Annotated in this window: 24 protein-coding genes and 1 other RNA gene; 4 read left to right on the top strand and 21 right to left on the bottom strand. The window is 64.8% G+C overall.

Features of this window, described 5'->3' with window-relative positions:
* Window positions 1–101 precede the first annotated feature (101 nt).
* The 12 genes from FG91_RS20210 to dapA form a co-directional block, all read right to left on the bottom strand.
* Window positions 102–584 carry an SRPBCC domain-containing protein gene (locus FG91_RS20210; protein WP_037518790.1) on the bottom strand — a complete coding sequence of 161 codons (483 nt, stop codon included), beginning with the start codon at window positions 582–584 and terminating at the stop codon, window positions 102–104.
* Window positions 581–3220 carry an alanine--tRNA ligase gene (alaS, locus tag FG91_RS20205; protein WP_037518787.1) on the bottom strand — a complete coding sequence of 880 codons (2640 nt, stop codon included), beginning with the start codon at window positions 3218–3220 and terminating at the stop codon, window positions 581–583. Before alaS ends, FG91_RS20210 begins: the two co-directional genes overlap by 4 nt.
* Window positions 3221–3292: 72 nt before the next feature.
* On the bottom strand, window positions 3293–3802 hold the full coding sequence (locus FG91_RS20200; RefSeq protein WP_235212118.1) for a hypothetical protein: 510 nt from the start codon (window positions 3800–3802) through the stop codon (window positions 3293–3295).
* A gap of 67 nt (window positions 3803–3869) precedes the next feature.
* On the bottom strand, window positions 3870–4496 hold the full coding sequence (locus tag FG91_RS20195; protein WP_037518783.1) for a glutathione S-transferase family protein: 627 nt from the start codon (window positions 4494–4496) through the stop codon (window positions 3870–3872).
* Window positions 4497–4505: 9 nt separating this feature from the next.
* Window positions 4506–5327 carry an agmatinase gene (speB, locus tag FG91_RS20190; protein WP_037518781.1) on the bottom strand — a complete coding sequence of 274 codons (822 nt, stop codon included), beginning with the start codon at window positions 5325–5327 and terminating at the stop codon, window positions 4506–4508.
* A gap of 147 nt (window positions 5328–5474) precedes the next feature.
* Window positions 5475–6554, bottom strand: coding sequence for a recombinase RecA (gene recA / locus FG91_RS20185; protein ID WP_037518780.1), 1080 nt, complete (start codon window positions 6552–6554; stop codon window positions 5475–5477).
* 121 nt (window positions 6555–6675) lie between these two features.
* The gene (locus FG91_RS20180) at window positions 6676–7029 is read right to left on the bottom strand and encodes a response regulator (RefSeq protein ID WP_037518778.1); all 354 of its coding nucleotides are present in this window, start codon (window positions 7027–7029) and stop codon (window positions 6676–6678) included.
* Window positions 7019–9403, bottom strand: a complete 2385-nt coding sequence (locus FG91_RS20175; protein WP_037518775.1) for a hybrid sensor histidine kinase/response regulator — start codon at window positions 9401–9403, stop codon at window positions 7019–7021. The genes FG91_RS20180 and FG91_RS20175 overlap by 11 nt, the downstream gene beginning before the upstream one ends.
* An 89-nt stretch (window positions 9404–9492) precedes the next feature.
* A complete protein-coding gene (locus FG91_RS20170) occupies window positions 9493–11547 on the bottom strand; it encodes a M13 family metallopeptidase (RefSeq protein ID WP_052187972.1) in 2055 nt (684 codons plus the stop codon).
* 96 nt (window positions 11548–11643) lie between these two features.
* Entirely contained in the window at window positions 11644–12258 is a 615-nt protein-coding gene (locus tag FG91_RS20165) for a DUF2062 domain-containing protein (RefSeq protein ID WP_081940701.1), read from the bottom strand.
* Window positions 12255–12740, bottom strand: coding sequence for an SsrA-binding protein SmpB (gene smpB / locus FG91_RS20160; RefSeq protein WP_037518768.1), 486 nt, complete (start codon window positions 12738–12740; stop codon window positions 12255–12257). The genes FG91_RS20165 and smpB overlap by 4 nt, the downstream gene beginning before the upstream one ends.
* Window positions 12741–12748: 8 nt before the next feature.
* Window positions 12749–13624, bottom strand: coding sequence for a 4-hydroxy-tetrahydrodipicolinate synthase (gene dapA / locus FG91_RS20155; RefSeq protein WP_037518766.1), 876 nt, complete (start codon window positions 13622–13624; stop codon window positions 12749–12751).
* A gap of 100 nt (window positions 13625–13724) precedes the next feature.
* Between dapA and FG91_RS20150 the strand changes: the two genes are divergently transcribed.
* The 3 genes from FG91_RS20150 (at window position 13725) to FG91_RS21905 (ending at window position 17021) form a co-directional block, all read left to right on the top strand.
* On the top strand, window positions 13725–15755 hold the full coding sequence (locus FG91_RS20150; RefSeq protein WP_037518763.1) for a lytic transglycosylase domain-containing protein: 2031 nt from the start codon (window positions 13725–13727) through the stop codon (window positions 15753–15755).
* A 6-nt stretch (window positions 15756–15761) separates the two neighbouring features.
* A complete protein-coding gene (gene greB / locus FG91_RS20145) occupies window positions 15762–16250 on the top strand; it encodes a transcription elongation factor GreB (RefSeq protein WP_037518761.1) in 489 nt (162 codons plus the stop codon).
* A gap of 162 nt (window positions 16251–16412) precedes the next feature.
* The gene (locus FG91_RS21905; protein ID WP_152568196.1) at window positions 16413–17021 is read left to right on the top strand and encodes a hypothetical protein; all 609 of its coding nucleotides are present in this window, start codon (window positions 16413–16415) and stop codon (window positions 17019–17021) included.
* A gap of 149 nt (window positions 17022–17170) precedes the next feature.
* Here the strand turns inward: FG91_RS21905 and FG91_RS22100 are convergent, their stop codons facing one another.
* The 9 genes from FG91_RS22100 to FG91_RS20105 all read right to left on the bottom strand — a co-directional run bounded on the left by FG91_RS22100 (window position 17171) and on the right by FG91_RS20105 (window position 24601).
* Window positions 17171–17326, bottom strand: a complete 156-nt coding sequence (locus FG91_RS22100; protein WP_156419570.1) for a hypothetical protein — start codon at window positions 17324–17326, stop codon at window positions 17171–17173.
* A 76-nt stretch (window positions 17327–17402) separates the two neighbouring features.
* An RNA gene (gene rnpB, locus FG91_RS21200) (RNase P RNA component class A) lies at window positions 17403–17791 on the bottom strand.
* A 41-nt stretch (window positions 17792–17832) separates the two neighbouring features.
* Window positions 17833–18522 carry an N-acetylmuramoyl-L-alanine amidase gene (locus FG91_RS20135; protein WP_037518757.1) on the bottom strand — a complete coding sequence of 230 codons (690 nt, stop codon included), beginning with the start codon at window positions 18520–18522 and terminating at the stop codon, window positions 17833–17835.
* Between the two features lie 67 nt (window positions 18523–18589).
* Window positions 18590–19447: a CheR family methyltransferase gene (locus FG91_RS20130; protein WP_037518754.1), complete on the bottom strand. Its 858-nt coding sequence runs from the start codon at window positions 19445–19447 to the stop codon at window positions 18590–18592.
* A complete protein-coding gene (cheB, locus tag FG91_RS20125) occupies window positions 19444–20556 on the bottom strand; it encodes a chemotaxis-specific protein-glutamate methyltransferase CheB (RefSeq protein WP_037518752.1) in 1113 nt (370 codons plus the stop codon). Before cheB ends, FG91_RS20130 begins: the two co-directional genes overlap by 4 nt.
* Window positions 20557–20566: 10 nt before the next feature.
* The gene (locus FG91_RS20120; RefSeq protein WP_037518749.1) at window positions 20567–20941 is read right to left on the bottom strand and encodes a response regulator; all 375 of its coding nucleotides are present in this window, start codon (window positions 20939–20941) and stop codon (window positions 20567–20569) included.
* A 76-nt stretch (window positions 20942–21017) separates the two neighbouring features.
* Window positions 21018–21455, bottom strand: coding sequence for a chemotaxis protein CheW (locus FG91_RS20115; RefSeq protein ID WP_052187970.1), 438 nt, complete (start codon window positions 21453–21455; stop codon window positions 21018–21020).
* Window positions 21452–23842: a chemotaxis protein CheA gene (locus FG91_RS20110; protein ID WP_037518744.1), complete on the bottom strand. Its 2391-nt coding sequence runs from the start codon at window positions 23840–23842 to the stop codon at window positions 21452–21454. Before FG91_RS20110 ends, FG91_RS20115 begins: the two co-directional genes overlap by 4 nt.
* Before the next feature lie 117 nt (window positions 23843–23959).
* Window positions 23960–24601: a histidine phosphotransferase family protein gene (locus tag FG91_RS20105; protein ID WP_037518742.1), complete on the bottom strand. Its 642-nt coding sequence runs from the start codon at window positions 24599–24601 to the stop codon at window positions 23960–23962.
* A 247-nt stretch (window positions 24602–24848) separates the two neighbouring features.
* Between FG91_RS20105 and FG91_RS20100 the strand changes: the two genes are divergently transcribed.
* The gene (locus tag FG91_RS20100) at window positions 24849–25805 is read left to right on the top strand and encodes an RluA family pseudouridine synthase (protein ID WP_037518739.1); all 957 of its coding nucleotides are present in this window, start codon (window positions 24849–24851) and stop codon (window positions 25803–25805) included.
* The last annotated feature ends 23 nt before the right edge of the window (window positions 25806–25828 follow it).

Here is a 25828-nt window from a genome sequence, read left to right as displayed (position 1 = left end):
CCTCCCCGTACCCCTGCGAAGGCAGGGGCCCATCTCCGGCCAGCGCTATTTTTAACCGGCAGGAGATGGGTCCCCGCCTTCGCGGGAACACGCGCAGCCTTCTAACGGCCGCCTTCCACCACCCCCGCCAAATTGGCGAGCGAGCTATTCAGCCCCTCAACATGGTCCTTCGCCGAAATCCCTGGCGGCACATGATGCGCGTCGATCGTGACCAGCGTGCCGCCGCCTTGCCGCGACAGATACCAGTGCATCTCCATCGTCCCCGAAAAGCGCGGATCGTCGGACTCGAATTCGACCTGCCACACCACCAGCCGCCCGTCATCGAGTGTCGGGATATAGACTTCCACGACATCGCTGTCGTCGTCGCTCTTGGTCTCGACATCGGCGTCGTCAAAGGTCAGCCGCATCAAAAAGCCGCCACCCGCGCGCAGGTCGACATGCTCGAAAATCCCCGTCGCCCCCTCGGGCGGCAACCATAAAGCGAGCTTCGCCGCGCTCGTGAAGGCCGCGAAGACATCGACCAGCGGCGCCGCGATCAGCCGTTCGGCATGATCGATGCGCCGCGTCTTCTTGGTCGGTTTCAAGCGAGCGCGGCTTTGACAGCGGCGACGGCGTCGTTCGCCGCGCCACCATCGGGTCCGCCGCCCTGCGCCATGTCGGGCCGCCCGCCGCCGCCCTGCCCGCCGAGCGCCGCGACCGCGGCCTTGACCAGGTCGACGGCATTATGCGCCACGCCCTCGGTAACTCCGACCGCGACCGAAGCGCGGCCGTCGTTGACCGCGATGAGCATCGCAACGCCGCTGCCGACCTGCTTCTTCAGCCCGTCGACCGTGCCGCGCAGATCCTTGGGATCGAGCCCTTCGACGACCTGCGCAAGGAACGCCGTGTCGCCAACCTGCTCGACCGCCGGCCCAGCCGCCGCGCCGCCACCGCCGCCCATTGCCAAGGCCTTCTTCGCATCTGCCAGTTCGCGCTCGGCCTTCTTCAACGCCTCCGCGAGCTGCGCGACGCGCGCCGGCACATCGTCGGGCGAGGTCTTGAGCGCCGCCGCCGCCGCCTTCAGCGCCTCGTCGCGGCCGTTCAGCCACTGGCGCGCCGCATCGCCAGTCAGCGCCTCGATACGCCGCACGCCCGACGAGACCGCGCTCTCGCTGATGATCTTGAACAAGGCGATGTCGCCAAGCGCCCGCACATGCGTGCCGCCGCAAAGCTCGACCGAATAGCTATGATCGTCCGCCGCACCCATGCTGAGCACGCGTACCTCGTCGCCATATTTCTCACCGAACAGCGCCAGCGCGCCCGCCGCGACCGCGTCGTCGGGAGTCATCAGCCGCGTCGTCACCGCCTCGTTGCCGCGGATCTGCGCATTCACATCCGCCTCGATGTCGGCGATCTCTTCTGCGCTCAGCGCCTTGGGATGCGAGAAGTCGAAACGGAAGCGGTCCTCGGCGACCAGGCTGCCCTTTTGCGTGACATGCCCGCCCAGCCGATTGCGCAGCGCCGCATGCACAAGGTGCGTCGCGCTGTGATTGGCGCGGATGCGGTCGCGCCGCGCCGCGTCGACCGACAACTGGACCGTATCGCCGACCTTCAACGTACCGGCTTCCAGCTTCGCCTGATGCGCATGCAGCCGCCCGAGCGGCTTGCCGGTGTCGCTGACCGAAGCCTTGGCGCCTTCAAGCGTCGCGATCGTGCCCGCGTCGCCCATCTGGCCGCCGCTCTCGCCGTAAAAGGGCGTCTGGTTGGTCAGCACGACCAGCTCGTCGCCCGCCTTGGCTTCGTCGACGGGCACGCCGTCCTTGACGAGCGCGATGACCTGTCCCTCGCCCGCGGTCGCGCCATAGCCGGTGAATTCGGTGCTGCCATTGGCTTCGGCGAGGTCGAACCAGATTTCCTCCGAAGCCTTCTGCCCGCTACCCTTCCACGCCGCGCGCGCCGCCGCCTTCTGCTGCGCCATCGCCGCATCGAAGCCCGCGCGGTCGACCGCGATGTCCTGCGTGCGCAGCGCATCCTCGGTCAGGTCATAGGGGAAACCGTAAGTGTCGTAGAGTTTGAACGCGACATCGCCGGGCAGCGTCGCGCCCGCGCTCATGCCAACGGTTGCCTCGTCGAGCAGCCGCAAGCCCTTGTCGAGCGTCTGGCGGAACTTGGTTTCCTCGCGCTCGAGCGTCTCGGCGATCAGCGGCTGCGCGCGGATCAGTTCGGGATAGGCAGCGCCCATCTCGGCGGTCAGCGACGGCAGCAGCCGGTACATCAGCGGGTCCTTGGCGCCAAGCAGATGCGCATGGCGCATCGCGCGGCGCATGATCCGACGCAGCACATAGCCGCGGCCTTCGTTCGACGGCAGCACACCGTCGGCGACAAGGAAGCTCGATGCGCGCAGGTGATCGGCGATCACGCGGTGGCTCGCTTGGCTTCCGCCCTCGGCCGGAACCCCGGTCAGGTCGACCGACGCCGCGATCAATGCCTTGAACGTGTCGGTGTCGTAATTGTCGTGGACGCCCTGCAACACCGCCGCGACGCGCTCCAGCCCCATGCCGGTATCGATGCTCGGCCGCGGCAGGTCGACGCGGTCGCCGGGGCCGCGCTGGTCGTACTGCATGAACACGAGGTTCCAGATCTCGACGAAGCGGTCGCCGTCTTCCTCGGGCGATCCCGGGGGGCCGCCCCAGATATGGTCGCCATGGTCATAAAAGATTTCGCTGCACGGACCGCACGGCCCCGTGTCGCCCATCGACCAGAAATTGTCGCTCGTCGCGATGCGGATGATCCGCTCTTCGGGCAGGCCCGCGATCTTTTTCCACAGGTCGAACGCCTCGTCATCGGTATGATAGACGGTGACGGTCAGCCGCTCGGGCGCAAGGCCCCAGGTCTTGGTGACCAACGTCCACGCATGATGGATCGCCTGTTCCTTGAAATAATCGCCGAAGGAGAAATTCCCCAGCATTTCAAAGAAGGTATGATGCCGCGCGGTGAAGCCGACATTGTCGAGATCATTATGCTTGCCGCCCGCGCGCACGCACTTCTGCGACGAGGCCGCGGTGCTGTACGGGCGCTTTTCCAGCCCGGTGAAGACATTCTTGAACGGCACCATCCCGGCGTTGACGAACATCAACGTCGGATCGTTGTACGGCACCAGCGGCGCCGACGGTTCGATATGGTGGCCGGTCCCCGCGAAATAGTCGAGGAACGAGCGGCGAATGTCATTGGTCGATGTCATGCGCGCGAATTAGGGATTTTGCGGCGATGCGACAAGCCGGTTCGTGTCGATGACGATCATCGACGCCATCAGTCAGAGATTGGTCGCGATCCCCTTGCCCAGATAACAGGGCAGTTCGCGCAGCACATCGGCCTTGGGCACCCCGTCTTCGATCAGGTTGGCGGGCACTTCGGACGTGTCGGTCCGCACGACCGTCCAGCCGGCAACCGGCGTCGCGCGGTGGACGACGACATAGCCGCAATCCATCGTCTTGTCCGCGCGATCACCGCGGAAATCGAAGGCCGCGTAGAGCCCCGGGGGCTGACCCGCGGGGTCGAGATACCAGCTCAGGCGCAAGATACGGATCGTGCCGTCGGCCCACAGCCCGGCGCGCTTGCGTTGGTTCATTTCCCATTCGAGCCGCGGGTTCGACGCCTGAAACGACAGCCGCAGCATCGCATAGGCGCTCGCATAATCGCGCTTCGCCAGCGCCATCGTATAGGCGGCGAACCGGTCGATCGCGCCTTCCTCATCGGTCGGGGTGGGCGCGAAGGTCACGCCCTCGGGCGCGACAACCTCGCGCTCAACTTCGGGCGCGACCACCGGCGGCGCAGCAAATGCGGCGGAAGCAGAGGTGAGTAAAGCAACGGCCGCCAGCAGAGGCCAGCAATCAATAACCATAATAGGCGCCGCCCTTTTCGCGCGCGCGCTGCCAGGCGGGACGGACATGACACGCGTTCACGAACGCCGCGAGCTTCGGATAGCGCGGCGCCATGCCCTGCATAATCGCGATTTCGGCCGGGAAGCTCAGCATGATGTCGGCGGCCGACAGGCTGTCGCCGATGAAGTGGCCGTTCTCCCCGACGCGGCTTTCCATATAGGCGAAATGCGAATCGAGCTGCTGCGAAATGCGCGGCTCGATCGGCGCCGCGGCTTCGCCAAGGCGCGCGGTATAGATACGCAGCAGGATCGGCGTCATCGCCGACCCCTCGGCAAAGTGCAGCCATTCGAGGTGGCTGATATGATCGTCGGTGCCGCGTTCGGGGACCAGATGCCCCCCGCCGTGCCGCTCGCACAGATACTCGGTGATCGCGCCCGATTCGGTGACGACGCGGCCTCCATCCTCGATCACCGGAGACTTGCCGAGCGGGTGGACCGCGATCAGTTCGGGCGGGGCAAGGTTCGTGACCGGATCGCGATCGTAGAATTTGATCTCGTACGGCGCGCCGATTTCCTCAAGCAGCCACAGGATCCGCTGCGAGCGGCTGTTGTTCAGATGGTGGACGATCAGGCTCATGACGCTCTCCTAGCGGGCGGTTTGCGGGGTTCCGTTGCGGTCGATCAGCGCGGCGAGTTCGCGAACGAGTTTGGCACCGAGGATCGCGGTGACGTCGCCGATGTCGCGACCCGGATGAAGCTCGACGATATCAGCGCCGATGATCGGCGCGGTCTGCTTGTGCAGCACGGCGAGTATCTCGCGCACTGTCAGCCCGCCAGGCTCGGGATGCGCGACGCCGGGCGCCGCCGAGGGATCGAGCCCGTCGAGATCGATCGAGATATAGAGCGGTCCATCGAGCACCGGCACCATATCGGCGGTGAAATCGGCCATCGGGATAATCTCGACTCCGAAGCGCGCGGCCTGTTCGCGGCAATGATTGTTGAGCGTTCGGATGCCGACTTGCACCAGCCGTTTGGCGTGGCCCGCCTCGCAGATGCGGGCGAAGGGCGAGGCGTGACTGCGCGGGTTGCCCGCGAAATCGTCGTAGAGGTCGGGGTGCGCGTCGAAGTGGAGGATCGTCACTGGCCCGAAGCAGGTTGCCGCGGCTTCGACGAGCGGGAAGGTCACCGCATGGTCGCCGCCGAGTGCGAGCGGAACTTCTCCATCTTCGCGCACAATGGCCAGATAGCGGCGGATGGCCGTGTCGTCGCTCGGCGTGTCTTCGGTCAGCGGCAGGTCGCCGTCGTCGGTGAGCGCGATGTCGGTGCCGATTTCGGGGCCGAGCTCGCTCGCCATATTGCCGCGATCGCTCCACAGGGCGGCGCGGATCGCGGCGGGGCCGGCGGCGGCGCCGCGTTCGAAGCTGCTGTTGATGTCGGTCGGCAAACCGAAGAGGCGGATCGCGGGCATGGCGCGTTGTACCTGCTTGCGGCGATCAGGCAAGCAATCAACGGCGGGCGGGCCGACCTGCGGGGAGAGGGGATTGCAGGTCCAAGGGGCATTGGCCCGCCGCCGTCGGCCGGCCGGTTCGAGCAAGGCGAACCGGCCGGAGGGCTATCAATTGTCGTCGTCGCCCTCATCGTCGGGGCCGGCCATCATTTCTTCGGCGACCGCCTCGGTCCGGCCGCGGATCGCGGTTTCGAGCCGCTCCATCAGTTCGGGATTATCCTTGAGGAAGGTTTTCGAATTTTCGCGGCCCTGCCCGATGCGGATCGAATCATAGCTGAACCAGGCACCCGATTTCTCGACGATGCCGGCCTTGACGCCCAGATCGAGAATTTCGCCGATCTTCGAAATGCCCTGCCCGTACATGATGTCGAATTCGACCTGCTTGAACGGCGGCGCGACCTTGTTCTTCACCACCTTCACGCGGGTGGTGTTGCCGACGATCTCGTCGCCATTCTTGATCTGGCCGGTGCGGCGGATGTCGAGACGGACCGAGGCGTAGAATTTGAGCGCGTTGCCGCCGGTCGTGGTTTCGGGGTTGCCGTACATCACGCCGATTTTCATGCGCAGCTGGTTGATGAAGATCACCATGCAGCGCGAGCGGCTGATCGACCCGGTGAGCTTGCGCAGCGACTGCGACATCAGACGCGCCTGGAGACCGACGTGGCTGTCGCCCATTTCGCCTTCGATTTCGGCGCGCGGAACGAGCGCGGCGACCGAGTCGACGACGAGCACGTCGATCGCGTTCGAACGTACGAGCGTGTCGACGATTTCGAGCGCCTGTTCGCCCGTGTCGGGCTGCGACACGATCAGTTCGTCGATGTTGACGCCCAGCTTGCGCGCATAGACGGGGTCGAGCGCATGTTCGGCGTCGACGAAGGCGACGGTGCCGCCGCCCTTCTGTGCCTCGGCGAGCGTGTGCAGCGCGAGCGTCGTCTTGCCCGAGCTTTCGGGACCGTAGATTTCGATGACGCGGCCGCGCGGCAGGCCGCCGACGCCGAGCGCGATGTCGAGGCCGAGCGAGCCGGTCGAGATCGCCTCGACCTGCATGGCTTCCTTCGAGCCCAATTTCATTACCGAGCCCTTGCCGAACGCGCGATCGATCTGCGCGAGCGCGGCGTCGAGCGCCTTCTGCCTGTCCGTGTTGTTCACTGATTTCCCCGATTCGACGAGTGACAATTGTCCGGCCATGACCGTCCCTTTCCAGCTCTAGAGCGACAGCAGAAGCATCGCAACGCCGGAACTATGTGCCACATTTGTTCTCATGGAACAAGTGGAGAACAAAATAAAACTCGCAGAGAACAGATGCGCCCTATTCCGCCGAAAAATCTCCGAGCGCCGCCTCGATATCGCTGATCCGGAACGGCTTGGTGATCAGCTTGCGATGCGCGTGCGCGGCCGGAATGACGTCGCCGCCACCCGACGTGAAGGCAAAGGGAATGCCGCGTTCGGCGAGCGCGTCGGCGACCGGCCAGCCCTTTTCCTCGCCGAGGTTGATGTCGACGAGCGCCCCGGCGAGCGGCTCGGCGGCGATGAGCGCGAGCGCCTCTTCATTGCTCGTCGCCTGCGCGGGTTCGGGAAGGTCGAGCGCGTCGAACATGTCGGCGAGCATCATGCCGATCAGCACATCGTCCTCGACGAGCAGGATGCGGGGGTTACTGGCCATTGGACACCCGATGCGCAGCCTCGTCGAGCGCCGCCGACGTCGCCTCGGCGAGCTGTGCGACCGAGAAGGGTTTGGGAAGGAAGGCGACATCGTCGATGTCGATCGACTGGCGGAGTTGCTCCTCGGCATAGCCCGACATGAACAGGACCGGCAGGTCGGGCCGCTTGGCGCGCATCGTCCGCACCATCGCCGGACCGTCCATCGTCGGCATCACAACGTCGCTGATGATCAAATCGACCTTCTCCATTTGCGCAAAACGCTCAAGCCCCTCTTCGCCCTGCGAGGCGGTGACGACGCTATAACCCGCACGGGTCAATGCGCGTTCCGCGACCGCGCGCACCATATCCTCATCCTCGACGAGCAGGATCGTTCCGGTGCCCCATTGGCTCTTCTTGGGCTTGGCGGGCGGCGGCACCACAACGGGGGCATCGCCGTCGGCACGGTGGACGGGCAGATAGATAAAGAAACTCGTCCCCTGCCCCGGCTTGCTTTCGGCGAAGATATAACCCGCCGACTGCTTGATGATCCCATAGACGGTCGAGAGCCCAAGCCCCGTTCCCTTGCCGACATCCTTCGTCGTGAAAAAGGGTTCGAAAATCTTGGGGAGCACATCGGCTGGAATGCCCGTGCCGGTGTCGCTGACTTTCAACGCGCAATAATCGGCGGGCGGCATGAACTCGTTGCCCATCTGCCGGACGTCGGCGGCCGACACCGGATAGGTTTCCATGGTCAGCGTCCCGCCGCCCGGCATCGCGTCGCGCGCATTGACCGCAAGGTTGATGATGACCTGTTCGAGCTGCCCCGGATCGGCCCGCACCGCGCCCAGCCCGCGACCGTGATGCACCGCCAGTTGGACCGTCTCACCGATCAGGCGCTTCAAGAGGTGCGACACTTCGGAAATCACATCGGGCAGTTGCAAGATTTGCGGGCGCAACGTCTGCTGCCGCGAGAAAGCGAGCAATTGCCGCGTCAGGCTGGCGGCGCGATTGGCGTTGCTGCGGATCTGCTGGATATCGTCATAGTCGCTGTCGCCGGGTGTATGGCGCATCAGCATCAGGTCGCACGCGCCGAGAACCGCGGTCAGGATATTGTTGAAATCATGCGCGACGCCGCCGGCAAGCTGCCCGACCGCCTGCATCTTCGACGCCTGCGCCACCTGTTGTTTCAGGCGTGATTCCTCGCTCGAATCCTTGAGGCTGAGCAGCACCGCGGCCTCGCCCAGTCCGCGCACGCCAACGATGCGCATCGACACGGGATCGCCGCTTTGCCCCGCGAGCCGGATCGACAGGTCGCCGCCGACCTGCTGGCCGCTGCTGTGGCGGCGGATCATGTCGGCAAGCGGCCCTTTGTCTTCGCCAACGACTATGTCGCCGGGATAACGCGGCATCTTGCCTTCGGGAAGGTTGGCAGCCCGTACAAATGCGCGGTTCACATAGAGGAAGCGCCCGTCGCGATCGACCATGGCGAGGCCGAAGGGAAGCAACGAGAGAAGGGTTTCGACATAGGTCTGCGCGGTGCCGCGGTCGGTGGGCCCCATTTCCTCGTCGAGCATCGCGAGCAGCATCGGCGTGTTGCCGTCGGCAGGCGCGAGCGGAATCTGGATCAGGCGCACCGGCGTCGCGCGGTCGCCCTCGCGCGCGAAATAGAGCGCGCCCGCATCGTCGAGCCGGATCATCGGCGCGACATCGCGGCCGGCATAATGGACCGCATCATCCTCACCCAGTGCGCGGAGCAGGAAAGCCTGGTTCGCGACGCGGAGGCGCCCTTCGGCACTGACGAGCGCGGCCATCACCCCGGCATGGCCGAGCGTGCGCCCCGCGGGACCGTCGAGATGACGGATGATTTCCGAAACAAGATCAAGCCGCTCGATCGCCGAGAAGCGCCAGACGAGATAATCCTCCGACTGCCCCGTACGCGTCACCTGCGCACGCAGTTGCAGCGGGCCGATCGCGATATCGTCGACCGACCCTTCGCCATCGCGCCAGGCGATGCGGCCGGCATTTTTCAGCAGGTCGGCGCCGCGCCCTTCGAGCGGCAGGCCGGGCGGCGTGACGAAGCCGCCCATCCAGGTTCCGAACAGATCATTCGCGCAGACCATCCGGCCGCCGCGATCGGTAACGGCAATCGCGACATCGTCGTGATTCACCGCCTGACGCAGCATCGTCCAGTCGGGTGCGACCGCCTCGCCCGTCACCGCCGCCGGGAACAGCCGCCGCGCGAGGATCACCCCGCCCACGGCAACCGCAAGCCCGGCCAGGAAGCCGACCGCCAGTATCGTATCGCGCGTCGCCCAGAACAGCAGCGCGGCGGACAATAGGGCCAGCCCGGCAAGCACCGCCTTGTCGAGGTGCGACAGGCCCGCCGGGGCCGACAACGGCCCGGCAGAACCCGCCCCCCTGATGAAATCACCATCAGCGGAGGGCAGGCTTTGCACGGTCAAGGATGGACTTTCCAGTTAACGCATCACCAGATGCGGACGCGGTCTTTCGGCTCAAGATAGAGTTTCTGACCCTGCTTGATCTGATAGGCCTTATACCAAGGGTCAAGGTTGCGCGAGACCCAAGTCCGCTGGATCGACGGCGAATGCGGATCGGTCGTGATCCGCTGCGACAGATTCTGCTCGCGATAGTTGCGGCGCCACACCTGTGCCCAGCCGAGGAAGAAGCGCTGGTCGCCGGTCAGCCCGTCGATCACCGGCGCTTCCTTGCCGCCGAGCGATTTCTTGTAGGCGTCATAGGCGACGGTCAGGCCCGCCAGATCGCCGATATTCTCGCCGAGCGTGAACTTGCCGTCGAGATGTTCGCCGGGCAGGATCTCATAGGCGTTATATTGCGCGATCAGGGCCTGCCCCGCCGCCTCGAACGCCTTCACATCCTCGGGCGTCCACCAATCGGCGAGCTTGCCGGTCTCGTCATATTTCGCGCCCTGGTCGTCGAAATGATGGCTGACTTCATGGCCGATCACCGCGCCGATGCCGCCATAATTCACCGCTGCGTCGGCATGCGGATCGAAGAAGGGCGGCTGCAGGATCGCGGCGGGGAAAACGATCTCGTTCATACCGAAATTGGCATAGGCGTTGATCGTCATCGGGGTCATGAACCATTCCCAGCGACGGATCGGGCCGCCGAGATGGCCGATATTGTCGTCATGCGCGAACTGGTTCGACCGCAGCGCATTGCCGAACAGGTCGTCGGCGCGGATTTCCAGCTTGCCATACTCCTTCCACTGATCGGGATAGCCGATCTTGGTGGTGAAATTGGCGAGCTTCTTCCGTGCTTTGACTTTCGTCGTCGGCTGCATCCAGCTCAGCCCGTCAATTCGGCTCCCCATGGAGGCCAGGACATTTTTCACCAGCGTATCCATTGCCGCCTTGGTTTCGGGCGGGAAATATTTCGCGACATAATCCTTGCCGACGGCGTCGCCGAGGTTGCCCGTTGTGAAGTCGACGCCGCGCTTCCAGCGCTCTTCCATCTGGGGCGTGCCCGACAGCGCCGTGCTGTAGAAGGAGAAAGCCTCCTTTGCGACGGCATCGGGAAGCACGCCCGAGAAGCCGTCGAGACTGCGCACGATCAGCAGGTCGCGGATCACCGCGATCGGCGCATCGGCGAGCAGCTTCGCCTCGCCCGTGAACGCGCTCGGCTGCGATACGATCAGCGTGTCTTCCTTGACCCCGATCCCGCGGATGAAGGTCGGCCAGTCGAAACCGGGTGCGGCCTTGGCGAGCTCGGCGATCGTCATCTTGTTATAGGCTTTGGTCGCGTCGCTGCTGTCATTCTTGTCCCAGTGGACGGTCGCGACCTGCTTTTCGAAATCATAGATCGCCTTGGCGCGCGCCGGCGCATTGGCCTCGCCCGCGAGCGTCAGGACGTTTTCGAGATGCTTGAGATACGCCGCCTGCAGAGCGGTGTTACGCTCATTGTCCTTCAGGTAGAAATCGCGATCGGGCATGCCGATTCCGCCCTGGAAAATGATATAGGTATAGACGTCGGGGTTCTTGTCGTCCTGTCCGACATAGCCGCCGAAAAAGTGCTGGACGCCGCTGCGATCGGCCTCGGCGAGCAGCGCGGCGAGACCCGGCTTTTCGACGGCGCGGATCTTGTTCAACCACGGCTGGATCGGCGCGAGCCCCTTGGCTTCGACCGTCGCCGAGTCGAGATAGGATGCATAGGCACGGCCGATCATACTATTCGGATCGCCCTTGGCGGCGTCGAGGATTTCACGCGTGCGCGTCTGCGACAGGTCGTTCAGCGCGGTGAACATGCCATAGTTCGACTTATCGTCCGGAATCTTCGTGTTCTTTGCCCAGGCGCCATTGGCGTAGGTGTAGAAATCGTCGCCCGGCTGGACGCTCTTGTCCATGCCCGTAAGGTCGAAGCCGAAATCGCCGATTTCGGGTTTTGCTGACGCGGTGGCGGGCGCGGTCGCGGCCTTTTCCTTGGCGGTCGCCGGAACGGCGGCGAGCATCAGCGCCCCAAGCGCGGCGGTCGCCATCAGGCGCGAAGAAATATGCAGAGTCATGATATTCCCCAGTTTTCGATATGAAGCGAAAATCCGCGCCGCGCAGGCACGGCGCAGATTAGCGATGCGACAGCTATACGCCTGCTGTTTGGGGGTTCAACCGGCCGCGGTGTCGCTGGTCGATGCCTCATGTCGTTGGTCGCGCGCGCGCGCCAGCTTGCGCCGCCAGCGGAGGCGAATCCAATTGTCCCAGAAGATCGAGGCGAGGATGTAGCCGACGACCGCCGAGACGAGCGAAATGACGAACAGCCCGGCGAGCATCGCGGGCGCGGCGTCCGAAAAGACCCAGCGCGCCCATTCGCCCGCCGACGCGCCATGCTCGATCATTGCCGAGAAGGTCGCGCTGTTGGCATGGAGCCCGAACAGCCAGTCGCCGAGCCACACCGACGCGAGGATGATGAACGGCGTCGTCACCGGATTGGAGAGAAAGGTCATCGCCGCGCCGATCGGGATATTGGCACGAACGGGCAGCGCGAGCAGCGCGACACCCAATATCTGCACGCCGGGGATCAGGAAAAAGATGCCGACGAACAGCCCCAGCGCGGTGCCGCGCGGCACCGAGGTGCGGGTGAAGCGCCACAAATGGCTGTGCGCGACGCGGTGGGCAAAGGGCTTGACGAAGCGGCTCTCCAGCAACTCTTCGCGCGTCGGCGAATTGCGGCGGATCCAGTTCATCACTGCCGCCTTGTCGCGCGGCTTGCCCCCGCTCATCCGCGTTCTTTCATCAGGCGCTGCTTGTCGCGCTTCCAGTCGCGCTCCTTGATCGACTCCCGCTTGTCATGCGCCTTCTTGCCCTTGGCGATCGCCAGTTCGACCTTGGCGCGGCCGCGACTGTTGAAATAAATGGACAGCGGGACAAGCGTCATCCCCTGCCGCGCGACCGCGGCGTGCATCTTGTTGATCTCCCGGCCGCTGAGCAACAGCTTGCGCGGGCGCTTGGGTTCATGATTGTGCCGGTTGCCGTGGCTGAATTCGGGGATATTGCTGTTCACCAGCCACACCTCGTGCCCCTTCACCTCGGCATAGCTCTCCGCAATCGTCCCTTCGCCAAAGCGCAGCGACTTGACCTCGGTCCCTTGCAACGCGATCCCCGCCTCGAACACCTCGTCGATGGCAAAGTCGAACCGCGCGCGCCGGTTCTCGGCGACGACTTTCTTCTTGTCGAATTCAGCGGCGGACTGGGGACGAGCCATTTGGGGACCTAGATTACTCCGGCCGCGGACAGCGCGGCATCGACGGCGGCGCGCGATGCTTCGTTCGCCGCGATGATAGGTAGGCGCACTTCGGGCGAAAACCAGTCGTGGATGCGCGACAGCGCATATTTAACCGGCCCCGGCGAGGTGTCGGAGAACATCGCCTTGTGCAGATCGAACAGCCGGTCGTGCAACACCAGCGCACGCGCCCAGTCGCTCGCGGCGGCGGCGGCGGCGAAATCCGCGCAGAGGCGCGGCGCGACGTTGGCTGTGACCGAAATGCAGCCGGCGCCGCCCATCACGGCATGTGGCAGCCACAAGTCATCGTTGCCGCTGAGCTGGCAGAAGTCGGCACCCGCACCCGCGCGGTGGATCGTGACGCGCGCCAGATCGCCGCTCGCATCCTTGATCGCAACGACGCTCGGGATTTCGGCGAGCTTGCACATCGTCTCGGCGCTGATGTCGGCGACGGTGCGGCCGGGGACGTTATAGACGACGATCGGCAGGTCGCTCGCGTCGGCGAGCGCCTGGAAATGCGCGATCATCCCGTCCTGGCTCGGCCGGTTGTAATAGGGCGCGACGATCAGCGCCGCGGTCGCCCCCGCGGCCTGCGCATGGCGCATATGCCGGATCGCGGTCGCGGTGTCGTTCGACCCGCAGCCCGCGATGACGGGGACACGCCCCGCCGCGGCCTCGATGCAGCTGTCGATCACCTGATAATGTTCGTCGTAGCCGAGCGTCGGGCTTTCGCCGGTCGTGCCGCATGGGACGAGCGCGCTGGTCCCCTCTTTGATCTGCCAATCGACAAGACGCGCGAAGGCCGGGGCGTCGAACGCCCCATCGCGAAATGGCGTCACCAAAGCGGGAATCGACCCCGAAAACATGCACCGCTCCTTTACAAGAACATGCCTCAGCCGATAGAATCCGGCCAGCGCGCCGCTATTGGACGTCTATTCAGCGCCCCGCAAGGAGTTTGGCATTACTATGGCAGCTATGATCTCGCTGACCCGTATCTCCCGCCTCGCGCTCGCCGCGACCCTCCTCATCCCGACCACCGCGCATGCCAGCGAGCTCACTCCCGAACAAATGGCCTGGTATCGTGCCCAGATGGGCCTAGCGGCGACGTCGGGTCCGCCGCCGTCGACGAGCTCGGTCGGCGATGCGGTGATGGAATGGCGGCGGTTGACGGCAAATACCGGCGCATCGTTCGACCAGCTTTCGCGCTTCCTGATGGCGAACAAGGGCTGGCCCGATAACGACAAGATGCGCACACGCGCCGAAAAAGCCATCTCGCTCGACAGCTATGATCCGCAGCGCACCCTCGCCTATTTCCAAACCTATCCGCCGCAGACCGCGAGCGGGCAGCTCCGCTATGCGCTCGCGCTCAACGCGTCGGGCCGCCGCGAGGACGCCAATGCCGCGGTGCGCCGCGCGTGGACGAGCGGGCCGCTCGACGATTATGAAACGAGCCGCGCGCTCGCCATGTTCCCCGGCGCGATCACGCCCGCCGACCATGACGCGCGCATGGACCGGCTGCTCTGGCTCGGCGCCACCCCCGCCGCGAGCCGCCAGCTCGCCTATACCTCGCCCGACAAGCGCAACGTCTTCGCGGCGCGCCTGGCAATGCGCAATGCGTCGGTCGACGCGGCCTTTCAGGCATCCGCCGTCGAAAGCGCCAATCCGGCGCTGACCCGCACCGATGCGGGCTATATCACCGACAAGGCGACCTGGCTGCGCAAGGCGGGCCGCGTCGGCGAAGCCCGCGCATTGCTCGCCGCGCCGCGCTCGCTCGCCAAGCCGCCGACCGATCCCGAGGAATGGCTGGAAACGCTGCTCACCAACGCGCGGCAGGCGAGCGAAGGCGGCGACAAGACGACCGCCTATAACATCGCGCGCCAGATCGACGATGCCTTCGCGCCCGGGACGGTGATCCGCGAGACGTCGCTTAGCGTGCGCGACGATTATACGTCGCTCGCATGGCTCGCGGGGCAGCTCGCCTATCGCGACCTGCGCCGTCCGGCCGAGGCGGTGCGCCTCTATCGCGCGTACGGCGAAGCCGCACGCTCGGCGCAGACGCGCACGAAGGGCTTTTACTGGGCCGGCCGCGCGGCGCTGGCGGCGGGCGACCGCTCGACCGCGAATGCGCATTTCACCGATGCCGCGCAGCATTATGACCAATATTACGGCCAGTTGTCGCTGGAGCGGCTGAACCGTCCGCAGCCCAAGCCGACCCCCGATCCGACCATTCAGGTCAGCAATGACGAGCGCCGCGCGTTCGAGGACGACCGGCTGGTCCGCGCCGCGCGCGCGCTCGGCGAGATTGGCGCGTGGCGCGAACAGTCGCAGTTCCTGCGCGCACTCGCGCAACAGGCGACATCGCCCGCCGACCATGTCCTCGCGGGCAAACTCGCGACGCAGATCGGACGCCCCGACCTTGGCGTGATGATCGGCCGCAGTGCGCAGGCGAACAGCCTCGATGCCGTCGAAGTTTCGGGCTTTCCGACCGTGCGCGTTCCCGCCGGACATGAAAGCAACTGGACCTTCATCCACGCGATCACGCGGCAGGAAAGCCAGTTCGACCGGCAGGCGATCAGCCACGCCGGCGCGCGCGGGATGATGCAGTTGATGCCGGGCACCGCGCGCGAAGTCGCGGGCAAGCTCGGCATGAGCTATGACATGGGCTCGCTGACCACCGACACCAATTACAATATGATGCTGGGATCGACCTATTTCCAGCAGATGCTGCGCTATTTCGGCGGCAGCTATCCGCTCGCGGTCGCGGCGTATAATGCCGGTCCCGGCAATGTGAACAAATGGCTGCGCGCCAATGGCGACCCGCGCGGCGGCGGGATCGAGATGGTCGACTGGATCGAGGCGATCCCGATCTTCGAAACGCGCAACTATGTCCAGCGCGTGCTCGAAAATGCCGTCGTTTACGATACGCTGCGCGATGGCAGCGGGTCGCGGCAGCAGGCGCCGCTGAGTTTCTACCTCGGCAAACGCACGCCCGGCTAAATCCGCATGGCGGGGGAGAAGACGAACATCATTTCGCCAGCGGGTTATGCTGCGCTGCGCTCCGAATATGACGTGCTGCTCGGTGACGAGCGGCCGAAGCTCGTCGAGGTGATCAGCTGGGCGGCGGGCAATGGCGACCGCAGCGAAAATGGCGACTATATCTATGGCCGCAAGCGGCTGCGCGAGATCGACCGGCGCCTCTCGTTCCTGGCCCGTCGCATGAAGGCGGCGCGCGTCGTCGACCCCGCCGAGCAGCCCGACAAGAGCCGCATCTGGTTCGGCGCGACCGTCGAACTCGCCGACGACGACGACGCGCGGCGCATCGTCACGTTGGTCGGCGACGATGAGGCCGAGGCGGGCGAAGGCCGGATCGGCTGGAACAGCCCCCTCGCCCGCGCGCTGCGCGGCGCCGCAATCGGCGATTTGCGTACCGTGCAGCTGCCTGCCGGGCCGAAAGAATGGGAAGTGATGGCGCTCAGCTATCCCGCGGCCTGATTTCCGTCTCGCTTCCCGCCTGCACCAAAACTTCGTTCGATAGGGAACGACCCGTTTCACCGGAAGCGGCGGTCCCAAGGTGATATAGTTGAATGAAAATAGTCTCGCTTCGACTCTTCACAGCGGGCATGAGGAGAGGCTGGATGAAGCGGGGAATGGGCAATGAACAGCGTGCTTTTGGTGATGCTTTCGGCGGCAATGGCTAATTCAGCTGTCGCGCAATCCCCTGCAACTGCCGAGAAGCCGCGCGGCACTGCCACGCTTGATTGGAATGCAAAGCCCCGTGCGTTCAGCACCAGCGACTACGAACAGCTCTTGTCCTGTACACTTTCACGGCACCCGAAAGAGACACGTGGATATGCCGAATATCATTTGCATTGGCGCGACATTCAAACCCCCGAACAGAATGAGCGCGATCCCAACAGCCAATTGTTGACGCCCGCGTTAGACGGCTGCTTGCAAATGGCAGACGGTGAACCATTTCCCTTCTCGCTCGATCGCTTGATCGCCGATTGGGGAAAAGCTCACAGCATGATTGTCGTGGACGCTGCTTCGCTTGCAAGCTGCGCCGCGCGCAACAACAACCTGGCAGCGACCGGTTACGTGGCGGTCGCGAAAGATCCGACCATGAAGGCGAAATCGCTCAACATGATGCAAACCGCGCTTACAATGCCGCCTTGCAGCCCTGTTAAGCCTTTTTCGGTGAAGCAGAACGAATTGCTTTCGTTGCTCACGAAAGAATTAGCTACGGTGAACGAACGCGATAATTGAAGAAGCTAAGGTAAGTCCGCCCACCCCGCTAAGCCGCCAGCGCCCCGGGCAATGCTCCATGCGCCGGCACCGACAACGGCTCGACGCCGGCTGTCCGAGGAAGAACTCGCCGGCGCGACGAAGGCGAAATAACTACGAAAGTAGAAGTGTCAGGGCTGCAACAGCACCGGGATGATCCAGATCGCGGACATTACGATAATCACCGCGACCAGCGAAAAAGCCAGCACATAGCGGACATTATGCCCTTTGACCCCGCTGCTCGCTTCGGTCTCGGTCACTTCGACATGGTCATCGACGACTTTCATGATGCGCTTCCCTTCCAACTCGTCTGCCTAGAACGCGGCCCAGGCTTGGGCGTTCCGCCCGGGTATTGGGGAGAGAGGTGCCAGAGGGTCTATAAGCCGGGTTCTGTCCATCCCCTTGCGGGGACTGTGCGATCATTCCTCTAGGCGGACGGTTACCCGAACGCTCAAGCAGTCAACCCGGACGGCTGGGCCGGAATCAGCCCTGGATAAATCCGTACCGTCCCTATTCGACCTTGCTCCCGGTGGGGTTTGCCGTGCCGCGCCTGTTACCAGCCGCGCGGTGCGCTCTTACCGCACCCTTTCACCTTTCGCCGGGCCGAAGCCTTTGGCGGTCTGCTCTCTGTGGCACTTTCCCTGAACCGGGCCGAAGCCCGATCCGCCGGACGTTATCCGGCACCGTGATTTCCGTGGAGCCCGGACTTTCCTCCCCATTCTTGCGAAAGCGGCGATCGCCCGACCCTCTGGCGGGAGCAAGTATAGCCCTCATCGGACGCTTTGACGAGGAATCAATTGCCTTCGGGCTGGGGAAGCAGCAGCGCGAGCAGGATCGCGCGGCATTCGCCGTCGATCGTGCCGTCGATCAGTTCGGGACGAAAGCGGCGCTGGAACGCCACCGTTGCCGCGAACCCGTCGGTCACATCGTAACCGAAGCGCTCAAGCGCGAGCAGGAAGCCCGCGTCGGTCCACAAGGGATCGGTGAGCTTCTTGGTCGGGCGCGGCAGCGCGAGGCGGCGGCGCGCAAGTTCCTCCCACGGGAACAGCTCGCCCGGATCCTGCTTGCGCGTCGGGGCGATGTCCGAATGGCCGATGACATTGCCGCGCGTGACCGAATGCCGGTCCTTGATCTGATGGACGAGGCGGACGACCGAGGCGACCTGCGGGTCGGGAAAGGGCACATAGCCCCATTCATGCCCCGGATTGACGATCTCGATCCCGACGCTCGCCGAATTGATGTCGCTGATGCCGCGCCAGTGCGACTTGCCCGCGTGCCAGGCGCGCCTCTCCTCGGGCACCATTTGAGTGATCTGCCCGTCCTCGCTGACGACATAGTGCGCCGACACGCTGGATTCGGGATTGGCAAGCCAATCAATGGCTTCGGCGCCGCTCTTCATACCGGTATAATGCAGCACGATCATCGAGATGGGCAGCGCGCGCTCGTCGAAGTTGGGAGACCAGCGTTCGATAAAATCGCTCATGCGCTCGGGGGACCCGTCCTGTGCTTGCCAAGCCGTCGATTGCGCCACTGGCGCGCAAAAAGCAAGGTCAGGCAGCCGCCGCGCGACGCACCTGCTGATCGGCGGGCTCGTAAAGGCCGCGCAGGCGCGGGCTCGCGACGAACTGGTCGGTCTGGCCGAGCACCGTCTCGCCCGCGCCGAGCACAAGGAAACTTTGCGGCGCCGCCATCGCGCGCAGCCGCGTAAAAGCTTTCTGGCGCATCGGCGCCGAGAAATAGAGCAGCAGGTTGCGGCAGAAAATCAGGTCGGCGGGGCTCGCGAGCGGCGGCCGGTCGGTGAGCATATTCTGCACCGAAAAATCGACGCGACGGCGCAGATCCGCCTTGGCGAGCCAGCCGCCCTCGGTCTGGTCGAACCAGCGCACCATGCGCTGCACGGGCAGACCGCGCTGGATTTCGAACTGGCTGTAAAGGCCGACGCGCGCGCGCGAAATCGCATGATAGCTGACGTCGGTGCCGACGATATCGACCTGCCACCCCGCCCATTTCGCGCCTTGCTCGGCGATCAGCATTGCGAGCGAATAGGCTTCCTGGCCGGTCGACACGCCACAATGCCAGATGGTCAGCCGGCGGCGCAGCTTGTTGATCTCGCGAATCCGCTCAAGCGCAGTGGCAGCAAGATCATCGAACACACTATATTCGCGATAAAAAAAGGTTTCGTTGTTGAGCATCGCATCGACGGTATCGTCGAGCAGTTGCCGGCTGTTCGAGGTCACCAGCGCGGCAACGAGCGCGTCGAGATCGGCGATGCCGTGGCGCTGCATCACGGGTTTCAGCGACATTTCGATCCGCCAGATGCGGTTCGGCGACAATGTCTGCCCCGTCCGCGATTCGAGCACCCCCATCAGGACGCGATAGGCCGATTCGCTGGCGCTTCCGTCCATCATGGCTTGCGGCGCCCCGGCCCGCGGCCTTGCAGGAAGCCGCCGAGCATCAGCGCGATCGCGTCGGGGTTCAGCGTCGCCGCGGCGATGCCCGCCTTGGCGACGGCGCCCGGCATGCCCCAGATCACGCAGCTTTCGGGCGCCTGCGCGAAAATCGTGCCGCCGGCCTCTTTCAGTCGCGCCGCGCCGATCACGCCGTCACGCCCCATGCCGCTGAGGATCACGGCTACGCCGCCCTTGCCATAGATTTCGGCGACCGAATCGAGCATCGGGTCGGCCGACGGGCAGCAGCCATTGTCGACGACACGGTGATCGAGCGCGATTTCGCGGCGGCGCCCATTGGCGACGACGAGCAAATGCGCATCGCCCGGCGCAAGATAGATGCAGCCGCGCTCGACGGCCATTCCGGCTTCGGCAACGCGGACGCGGCGCGTCGTCATCGTCGCGATCTGCTTGGCGTAAAATTCCATGAAGGCGTCGGGCAGATGCTGGGTGAGCAGGATCGGCGCGCTGATCCTGGGATCGAGGTGCGCGAGGAAATTGGCGAAGGCGGGAATACCGCCGGTCGATGCCGCGACCGCAATACAGTCGATTGGCTGGTCGGTGTCGATCGCGAAGGCGGCGGGCGCCGGCGCCGGGCGCTCGGCGACCGGGGCCGCTGCAGGGAAGTCGCGTTGATGGCCGAGCGTCATGATCCGCTCGGTCAGCACCTCGGCGAAACGCCCCGAAAAGCTGCCGCGCCCCGGTTTGGCCAGCGTGTCGCTGGCGCCGAGCGCGAGCGCGTCGATCGCGGCGGGACCGCCTTCGACGCAGTTCGACGACAGGATGAGGACGCGGGCCTTTTCGGCGCGCTCTAATATGTGCGGCAAGGCGTCGATGCCGTTCATCCCGGGCATCTCGATATCGAGCACGACAACATCGACGGGTTCGCGCGCCAGATATTCGAGCGCGTCATGCGCCGATGCCACCGAAGCGCAGATCTTGAGCCCCGGCCGCTGATCGACGATCCGTTCGAGGATGCTGCGAACGACGAGGCTGTCGTCGACGAGCATCACGCGCACGGTGCGGGCGGTTGGTTCGGGATCGGATATCAGGCGTTGTGGACGGGCCACCTAAAAAACCTCAGGCAATGCCGACGAGCTGCAGCTTTCCTTCGAGCGTTTCGCGGTCGAACGGCTTCATCACATATTCGTCCGCTCCGGCTTCGATCGCGGCGCGGATATGGTCGATGCTGTTTTCGGTCGTGCAAAAAACGACGCGCGGGCGTTCTTCGCGCCCATAGTCGAGATCGTTGAAGGCACCGAGGAACTCCATTCCGCTCATCACCGGCATGTTCCAGTCGAGCAGGATGACGTCGGGACGATTGGCTTGACAGAAGGTCAGCGCCTCCTGCCCGTCGGCCGCCTCTTCGACAGCGAAGGACATGCTTTCAAGGATATGACGTGCGACCTTGCGAATGACTTTGCTGTCATCGACCACCAGACAAGATTTCGACATTCAGTTAACTCCGACCCCCGGGATTTGGCCATGTATACGGTGAAGGCGTGTGCAGCCCGTTAATAGACGACCGAATTCATGCCGCTTTTAAGGCCGGCAGCGTGATAAAGTTGGATGGATCAACAACGAGCAGCGAACTACCCTGATGTTCGATCATCGCGTCGGCGACCCGCGCCCAGCCGGGAAGCAGCTTTCCGGCGATGCGCGTTTCGGGCGCGTCGATGAAACAGACATCCTCGATCTCGTCGGCTAGCAGCGCATAACCATGCTCGGCGACGTCGACGACGATCACGCGCTGTCCCGGCGCGACCGGCACCGCGGGCAGTCCGATGACGACATGCGGGTCGATGAGGGTGAAGACACGGCTGCGCAGCGCAAAGAGCCCGGCGACATGCGGCGGCGCGGCGGGCACTTCTACCGGCGTGCCGACGGTGACCACCGAATTGATCGCGCGGCTGCGCAGCGCGACGCGCGTGTCGGCGATGCGCGCGATCAGATAGAGTTTGTCCATCATGCGCGCTCTCCCCCGACCTGGCGGCGCAGCGCGTCGAGCAGCGCCTGGCGGTCATAACGATAGACGGTTTCGTCTTCGGGCCCGGCGGCCGCGATCGAGGTGCGCAGGCGGATCACCGGTACGTCGCCGTCGACATGTCCGAAAGGCTCGTTTTCTTCGGTGAGGCAGAGCAGGACATCGGGTGTTTCCTCCGACGGATCGTCGCCCAGAACGACGCGGTAGCCCGCATTGCGCAGGATCGGCGCGAGGAAATTGCCGCCCCAGCCGTCATGGTCGTCGGCAAGGCGGCAGAGCGGTTGACGCAGCGCGGGTGCGGGGGCGCCGGCGGCATATTGTTCCATCAGCCAGAAGGGATCGATCAGTTCGACCGGCTCGCCGCCGACGAGCACGACGCCCGCGATCAGGCCGGGCGCCGCCGACGGCTGGAGGGCGTCGGGCAAGCGGACGATGTCGATCACCTCGGCGATCGGATAGCAGAGCACCGACCGGCCGTCGTAGAGACGGAGGAGCTTCAGCGTCCCCTCGCCGCCGGGCAGCGCCGCGGCATGGACGGGGAAAATATCGTCGCCGATCTGCGCCTGCACGCGGCCCGCGCTTTCGAACAGCGCCGACGCAGGAACTTCCTCGACACGTTCGATGACCGACAGGCGGACACCGCGGACGCGGCTGTTCGTGTCGCGGAACAGCAGCAACTGCACGGCGTTGCGCGCCGCCGCGGCTTCGGCTTCGGCTTCGGCCATCCGGCCCTGGCTGCGGCCCGCTTCGCTGGCGTCAATGGCCGAAGTCGCCAGCAGGCCCTGGACATCGAGCAACAGGACGGGGCGGCCGTTGTCGGGCAGCGTCGTGCCGGCGTAGAGCCCGGTCGCCATGATCATCGGCGCCGCGGGCTTGATCACCAGTTCCTCATGGTCGTGGATCGCCGCGACGCTCAGCGCATAGCTTTGCCCCTGCCCCGGACGGACGATCACAAGCGCACGGTCGTCACCGTCGTCAGCCGCATCGCGCTCGCGGCCCAGTATATTTTCGAGGCGAAGGAGCGGAAATTGTTCGCCGCGCACCGTCGCGAGTTCACCGCCACCGAGCTGGTCGATGCGCACCGTATCGCCGTTTTCCAGCAGAATTTCGCGCACCGCGCCGCGCGGTATCGCGAAATACTGCCCCGCCGCGCGGACCATCAGCCCCGAAATGATCGTCAGCGTCATCGGCACGCGGAGCAGGATCGCGAGCCCGCGTCCTTCTTCATTACGCAGTTCGACGATGCCGCCGATCTTTTCGACATTCGCCTTGACGATATCCATGCCGACGCCGCGGCCGGAAACCGCGGTGATCTTCGCCGCTGTCGAAAAGCCGGGACGGAAGATCAGGTCGAGCTTGTCCTTTGGCGCCAGCGCGCGCGCCTCGGTCGCGGTCAGGAGACGCGAGGCGATCGCTTTCGCGGTCAGGGCATCGGGCGACAGCCCGCGGCCGTCGTCGCGCACTTCGATTTCGATCTGATTGCCCGACTGGCGCGCCGAGACCGAGATCGTCGCGGTGATGTCCTTGCCCGCCGCGACACGGTCCTCGAGCGGCTCGATGCCATGATCGATCGCGTTGCGGACGATATGGATCAGCGGGTCGCGGATATTCTCCATCATCTCGCGATCGAGCTCGACTTCGCCGCCGCTCGTCTGGAAGGCGATTTTCTTGCCCATATCCTTGGCCAGATCGCGGACGATGCGCGGCAGCGGGGCGAAGAGCTTGTCGATCCGCTGCATGCGCATCTGGCTGACCGACTGGCGCATCCCGGCGATCGAGTCGGAAAGACGGTCGAACGAGGCGATGACCGACAGGTCGGCCCCCGATTCGCGGAGCATCCGCGCGAATTCGTTGCGCGCCAGCACGATGTCGGTGACCCCGGTCATCACGCTGTCGAGCAACGGCAACGGTACGCGGATCGAGCGCCAGCTTTGCAGTTCGGCGCTGAAATCATCGTCGCGGCGGAGCGGAACGCCCGCGACCTCGAACGGCGCATCTTCGGGAATGTCACCGGCGAGCGCGCCGATGACATCGCGGTCGTCGCCGGCCGGCTCGATACCATTCTGGCTCAGCGCCGTGCAAAGATCGCCGAGCCGGTCGAGAATGCCGAGCACGCCGGTGACGAGCGTGGCGTTCGCCGGCCGGTTGCCGCGCCGTACCTGATCGAGCGCATCCTCGGCCGCATGCGACAAGGCGGTAACGCGCGGCAGGGCCAGAAAACCCGAGCTGCCCTTGATCGTGTGGACGAGCCGGAAAATCGCGTCGAGCTGCGCCCGATCGGCGGGGTCCGCCTCCCACGCGACAATGGCCCCGCCGGCTTCGGCAAGGATTTCCGCCGTTTCGGCCAGAAAGTCGTTCAGCAGATCGTCCATGAAGGTGTCGGTTCGCCCCAGAAATCGAGGCTCCACCATGGCGCACAATGGTTAAGGAGGGTTTTACTGGTGCGTGCGGCGAAGGGAAAAATCAGCGCCGCAACACAATGTTGGGGATTAGCGGCCGCGGAGAACGGCGCCGACCAGCAGCGACGTCGGCGTTTCGCGCGCCAGCATCACCGTGCCGTCATTCTGCCGCGCCACCGCCTGCACCAGCACCGCGGGCGCGGTGCGCGAGGTCATCGGGCTGGCGCCCTCGCCTTCGGCAAGGATGCGTTCGACATCGGCATCGAGGAAAATGCGCTCGGCCTCGACATGCAGCGCGATCTCGATGCCCTCTCCCTGCTTTTCGCAGCCGACATCGAGCCGTCCGCCGCGCACCAGTGCATCGACGAGGAGAAGCGACAGGTTGAGGATGATTTTTACCGCGGGCTTGGGCAGCGGATCGGTCCCGATCATCCAGTTGAGGTCGATCGCGCGGTCGCCGATGATGCCCTGGATCGCCGACTTCGCCTCGTCCGCCGGGACAAGCTCGCCGAACCCGCCCGCCGAGCCGAACGCGAGGCGGAAGAATTTGAGCTTGTTCGCCGAGGTCCGCGCGCTTTGTTCGAGCAGCTCAAAGCAACGCTCGCGCATCGCCGGGTCTTTCTCGTCGGCGAGCAGTTCGAGGCCGTTGGCGAAGGCGCCGACGGGGCTCAGCAGGTCGTGACACAGGCGCGAGGCCAGCATCGAGGCGAAATCGACGCGATCGTCGGACATGGATGAAATGGCTCCCCAGCGCAGTGTCCGGACATTTCCGGCATGGGCTGCTCCTAGGACAGGCATGGCGTTAAGGGCAAGCGCGATGCGCCGAAGCGCCCCATCCTTTTCCGTCGTCACCCCGGACTTCATCCGGGGTCCATGCCGCCGCCGCCGAATGGATGCCGGATCAAGTCCGGCATGACGAAGGGGATATGGACGATCCCGTACCCTTGAATTTCGGCGCCCGAAAACCACATTCCCATCAATGCAGGGGGATGACGACATTTTGACCGTGGCGCTGGACGATAGCGCGGCCGGGCTGCGGCTCGACCGGGCGCTCGCCGAAGCGCTGCCCAGCCTGTCGCGCGAGAGATTGAAGAGCCTGATCAAGGGCGGCCGCGTCGTTGGCGCCGACGGCAAAATTCTTTGGGATCCCTCGGCAAAAGCTGCCGCGCCGGCGACGATCGAGGTCCGCCTGCCCGCCGCCACGCCCGCGCATAATGTCGCACAGGATATGGGGCTGGTCATCGCCTACGAAGACGAGCATCTGATCGTCATCGACAAGCCCGCGGGCATGGTCGTCCATCCCGCCGCGGGCAATCTCGATGGGACGATGGTCAACGCCTTGCTCCACCATTGTGCGGGGCAATTGTCGGGGATTGGCGGCGTCGCGCGGCCAGGGATCGTCCACCGCATCGACAAGGATACGAGCGGACTGATCGTCGCGGCGAAGCACGACAAGGCGCACGAAGGCCTCGCGAAACAATTTGCAGCGCACAGCATCGACCGCCGCTACCTCGCGATCGCTACCGGCCGGCCGATGCCGGCGAACGGCACGATCGACGCAGCGCTCGGGCGCTCGACGACGAACCGCAAGAAGATGGCGGTCGTCGCCGAAGGGCGCGGCAAGCATGCGATCACCCATTACCGGACGATCGAGCCGCTGAAGAATGCGACTCTGGTCGAGTGCCGGCTGGAAACCGGACGCACCCACCAGGTGCGCGTCCACATGGCGCATATCGGCCATCCGCTGGTCGGCGACCCGGTCTATGGACGCGTCAGAAAGCCTTTGTCGGAGGTGCTGAAAGCGCGGAATTTCGTGCGGCAGGCATTGCACGCGGCCCATTTGGGCTTTATTCATCCGGTGACCGGTAACACCATCGCGCTCGACAGCGAACTCCCAAGCGACATGCGGGAACTGATCGATGAATTGCGCGTTTAGGTTTCGAATGAAAATCTATCTCG

The organism is Sphingopyxis sp. LC81 (genome assembly GCF_000756375.1).
GTDB lineage: Bacteria > Pseudomonadota > Alphaproteobacteria > Sphingomonadales > Sphingomonadaceae > Sphingopyxis.
This window is presented reverse-complemented; position numbering and strand designations above follow the sequence as displayed.

Excerpts from the sequence above, each read along its gene's own strand:
- alaS (WP_037518787.1), bottom strand. The coding sequence starts at position 3,220 with ATGACATCGACCAATGACATTCGCCGCTCGTTCCTCGACTATTTCGCG.
- FG91_RS20195 (WP_037518783.1), bottom strand. The coding sequence starts at position 4,496 with ATGAGCCTGATCGTCCACCATCTGAACAACAGCCGCTCGCAGCGGATC.
- speB (WP_037518781.1), bottom strand. The coding sequence starts at position 5,327 with ATGCCCGCGATCCGCCTCTTCGGTTTGCCGACCGACATCAACAGCAGC.
- recA (WP_037518780.1), bottom strand. The coding sequence starts at position 6,554 with ATGGCCGGACAATTGTCACTCGTCGAATCGGGGAAATCAGTGAACAAC.
- FG91_RS20180 (WP_037518778.1), bottom strand. The coding sequence starts at position 7,029 with ATGGCCAGTAACCCCCGCATCCTGCTCGTCGAGGACGATGTGCTGATC.
- FG91_RS20170 (WP_052187972.1), bottom strand. The coding sequence starts at position 11,547 with ATGACTCTGCATATTTCTTCGCGCCTGATGGCGACCGCCGCGCTTGGG.
- FG91_RS20165 (WP_081940701.1), bottom strand. The coding sequence starts at position 12,258 with ATGAGCGGGGGCAAGCCGCGCGACAAGGCGGCAGTGATGAACTGGATC.
- smpB (WP_037518768.1), bottom strand. The coding sequence starts at position 12,740 with ATGGCTCGTCCCCAGTCCGCCGCTGAATTCGACAAGAAGAAAGTCGTC.
- dapA (WP_037518766.1), bottom strand. The coding sequence starts at position 13,624 with ATGTTTTCGGGGTCGATTCCCGCTTTGGTGACGCCATTTCGCGATGGG.
- FG91_RS20150 (WP_037518763.1), top strand. The coding sequence starts at position 13,725 with ATGGCAGCTATGATCTCGCTGACCCGTATCTCCCGCCTCGCGCTCGCC.
- greB (WP_037518761.1), top strand. The coding sequence starts at position 15,762 with ATGGCGGGGGAGAAGACGAACATCATTTCGCCAGCGGGTTATGCTGCG.
- FG91_RS21905 (WP_152568196.1), top strand. The coding sequence starts at position 16,413 with ATGAACAGCGTGCTTTTGGTGATGCTTTCGGCGGCAATGGCTAATTCA.
- FG91_RS22100 (WP_156419570.1), bottom strand. The coding sequence starts at position 17,326 with ATGAAAGTCGTCGATGACCATGTCGAAGTGACCGAGACCGAAGCGAGC.
- FG91_RS20135 (WP_037518757.1), bottom strand. The coding sequence starts at position 18,522 with ATGAGCGATTTTATCGAACGCTGGTCTCCCAACTTCGACGAGCGCGCG.
- FG91_RS20130 (WP_037518754.1), bottom strand. The coding sequence starts at position 19,447 with ATGATGGACGGAAGCGCCAGCGAATCGGCCTATCGCGTCCTGATGGGG.
- FG91_RS20120 (WP_037518749.1), bottom strand. The coding sequence starts at position 20,941 with ATGTCGAAATCTTGTCTGGTGGTCGATGACAGCAAAGTCATTCGCAAG.
- FG91_RS20115 (WP_052187970.1), bottom strand. The coding sequence starts at position 21,455 with ATGATGGACAAACTCTATCTGATCGCGCGCATCGCCGACACGCGCGTC.
- FG91_RS20110 (WP_037518744.1), bottom strand. The coding sequence starts at position 23,842 with ATGGACGATCTGCTGAACGACTTTCTGGCCGAAACGGCGGAAATCCTT.
- FG91_RS20105 (WP_037518742.1), bottom strand. The coding sequence starts at position 24,601 with ATGTCCGACGATCGCGTCGATTTCGCCTCGATGCTGGCCTCGCGCCTG.
- FG91_RS20100 (WP_037518739.1), top strand. The coding sequence starts at position 24,849 with ATGCAGGGGGATGACGACATTTTGACCGTGGCGCTGGACGATAGCGCG.